The organism is Coleofasciculaceae cyanobacterium (genome assembly GCA_036703275.1).
Lineage (GTDB): Bacteria > Cyanobacteriota > Cyanobacteriia > Cyanobacteriales > Xenococcaceae > Waterburya.
In genome coordinates this window covers 1-2,598 of the sequence record DATNPK010000042.1, presented here as the reverse complement: position 1 = coordinate 2,598, position 2,598 = coordinate 1, and the positions used below count along the sequence as shown (strand labels likewise).

Here is a 2,598-nt window from a genome sequence, read left to right as displayed (position 1 = left end):
TCATGGGGCGGCGGCTTTTGAGTAAGAAGATTCTTACTCAACCTCGACAGTTCCTATAACGGGGGGAACCCCCGCAACGGACTGTCTCGCAAAACGCGCCTTGCTTGCACCGCTTAGTTTGGTGGAAACCCCCAAGACCGCCCTAAAGGATTAGCCCTAAAGGATTAGCTCCTTACGTCCTAAAGGATACCGCTCCGCATATCGCGTCCTCCTTACGTCGCGTCCTCCTTACGTCGCGTCCGCTGCTTCGCTTTCAATTAGTTAGTTCGTCCTAAAGGATACCGCTTCGCATATAGCTATTAGCTTTTTTAAGCTAACAGATAATGATCAACCACAAATTATGCTTCTTATGCTTCTCTCAACACATAGCCAATACCTCTAACAGTCTGAATTAGCCTTTTGTGGTTTTGGCTTTCTATTTTAAGTCTTAAATAGCGAATATATACTTCAATCACATTAGATTCACCACGATAATCGTATCCCCAAACGTTCTCGATAATCTCTTCTCTGGTCATTACCTGCTGTGGGTTAGACATTAAATATTTAAGCAACTCAAACTCTTTCATTGTTAAGTCAATAATTTGCTCTTGTCTAATCACTTGGCGAGTACTTAAATCGAGAATTAATTCGCCAAATCTAAGCTGTTCAGAAATGCCAATTTCTGGCTGAAGATATAGTTTAATTTGCTCTAGTAATTTTTCTCTTTGATAGGGTTTTAATAAATAATCGTCTGCCCCTGCTTCTAAGCAAGCAACTCTCTCGGCTACGGTTTCTTGTTCTACCAACATTAATATTGGGGTACGATCGCCTGCATTACGTAACTGACGACATAAATCAAAGCCAAATTTACCTGTAAAAGCGCGATCGACAATTACCATAGCTGCTTGATGACTGCTTAACTTAAGCCATCCTCTTTGAGCTTTTTCGACAACAGGTAAATAGCCCAGAGTTTGTAAGTCTATACTCGCTTGTTGGGCAAAAGTGCGATCGGTAAGTAAGAGAATCGGCGAATTAGCTGTGCTAGATTTGGTATTCATCAAAACGATTAAACCCTAGGGCAATACTTAAATAACGCTTACTTTAAGGTAGCTCAACCGAAGTTGGCTTAGCGATGTGAGGTAGTCCCCAGCCGAGCTTTTCCCTGAGAATACGGAAAAATTCAGGCGATCGCAGACGAATAAAACGAGCTGGATAAACTGATTTTTCGACTTGGATATGGTCATCTGGCAAAATATAGCATCCACCATTGCCATCTACTACCATTACCATGCGATTACGCGTAGCGGGAAAAATTTTAACGGGTTCGCGATCGCTAAATACCAAAGACCGAGAAGCTAGAGAATGGGGGCAAATTGGCGCAAGCTGCAATACGGGAACTTCTGGCGTCACCACCGGACCTCCCGCACTCAACGAATAAGCCGTAGACCCTGTTGGAGTTGAAATGATAATACCGTCCGCTGCCACATCTACGGGAGCGTGTTCACCAATCTTTACTTCAAAATGACACATACTAGTTAACGGCTCTCGATGCAAGACCATTTCATTAAGGCTTAGTGCTTCCCATAAAAGAGCATCATTACGAAACACCCTAACCGCCAACATTGAACGTTCTTCTATTTTATAGTCTTGGGCGATCAACTTTTCTATGGCTTCACTTAAATGGCTTAAATAAGTTTCCGTTAAAAAGCCCATATGACCTGTATTGATGGTCAACAAAGGAATATGGTAGGGAGCTAGCTGTCTAAAGGCTGATAGCACCGTACCGTCTCCACCCAAGACAACCGCAAACTTTATGTCTCGATCGAAGTTAGGTGGCGTTAACTGCTCAATTTTTGTATGGCAAATAGGACTACCTGGAGTTGGATATTCGAGTATTCCTCCAACTCCTGTAGTCATACGCACATCCCAGCCAGAAGCAGTAAGTTTCTCCTCTATATTTGATGCAACTTTACAAGCTACTAGCTTAATATCGTTATAAACAATGCCGGCTTTTGGCTTTGGCACAACTAATTATTATCCTGTACTAATCTGGTCTTGGTGTAAAAAAGCTTTTAGCGAAAGGCATATACTCAGGTTATCGCTCAACGATAATTTTTAAACAAAGTTAATAAAAATCAGCTAAAAGTCTCAGGAATCTATCAAGCATTTATTTGGCAATTTTTTAGAGTGAAAAATTTTACCATTGATTTTTCGGCTTAACCCTTACCTGAGGAAATCAAAAATAATTAAATATCAAAATCTTATCTTCTAGCCTATCGTGGAGCAGCTAAAAATGACAGTCTAGTTTGCTTATTGTTATGATCGACTTGGCTTAATAGATTAAATCTCATCACTCAGACTTAATTTTTTACAAGCCTTTAAGCTATAAAAATAAGCCCCTCAAGTTGAGGGACTTATTTTTATTTAAATAACTTCGCTTCTATTAATTACAGCGCGTTACCACGAGGTAATACTTCTTCTGGGAATTCAAAGTTTTGATGTGGTTGGTCTTGAGTTGCCATCCATGCTCTTAGACCTTCGTTGAGCAGGATGTTTTTGGTGTAGAAAGTTTCAAACTCAGGGTCTTCGGCTGCTCTCAACTCTTGTGAGACAAAATCA

At 40.8% G+C, this 2,598-nt stretch carries 3 protein-coding genes; all 3 read right to left on the bottom strand.

Features of this window, described 5'->3' with window-relative positions:
• Positions 1 to 347 precede the first annotated feature (347 nt).
• A complete protein-coding gene (locus tag V6C71_08795) occupies positions 348 to 1,037 on the bottom strand; it encodes a response regulator transcription factor (protein ID HEY9768588.1) in 690 nt (229 codons plus the stop codon).
• A 43-nt stretch (positions 1,038 to 1,080) separates the two neighbouring features.
• On the bottom strand, positions 1,081 to 2,004 hold the full coding sequence (locus V6C71_08790; GenBank protein ID HEY9768587.1) for an NAD(+) kinase: 924 nt from the start codon (positions 2,002 to 2,004) through the stop codon (positions 1,081 to 1,083).
• A gap of 422 nt (positions 2,005 to 2,426) precedes the next feature.
• Positions 2,427 to 2,598 (bottom strand): photosystem II protein D2 (locus V6C71_08785; GenBank protein HEY9768586.1); only part of this gene is annotated, 172 nt, incomplete at its 5' end.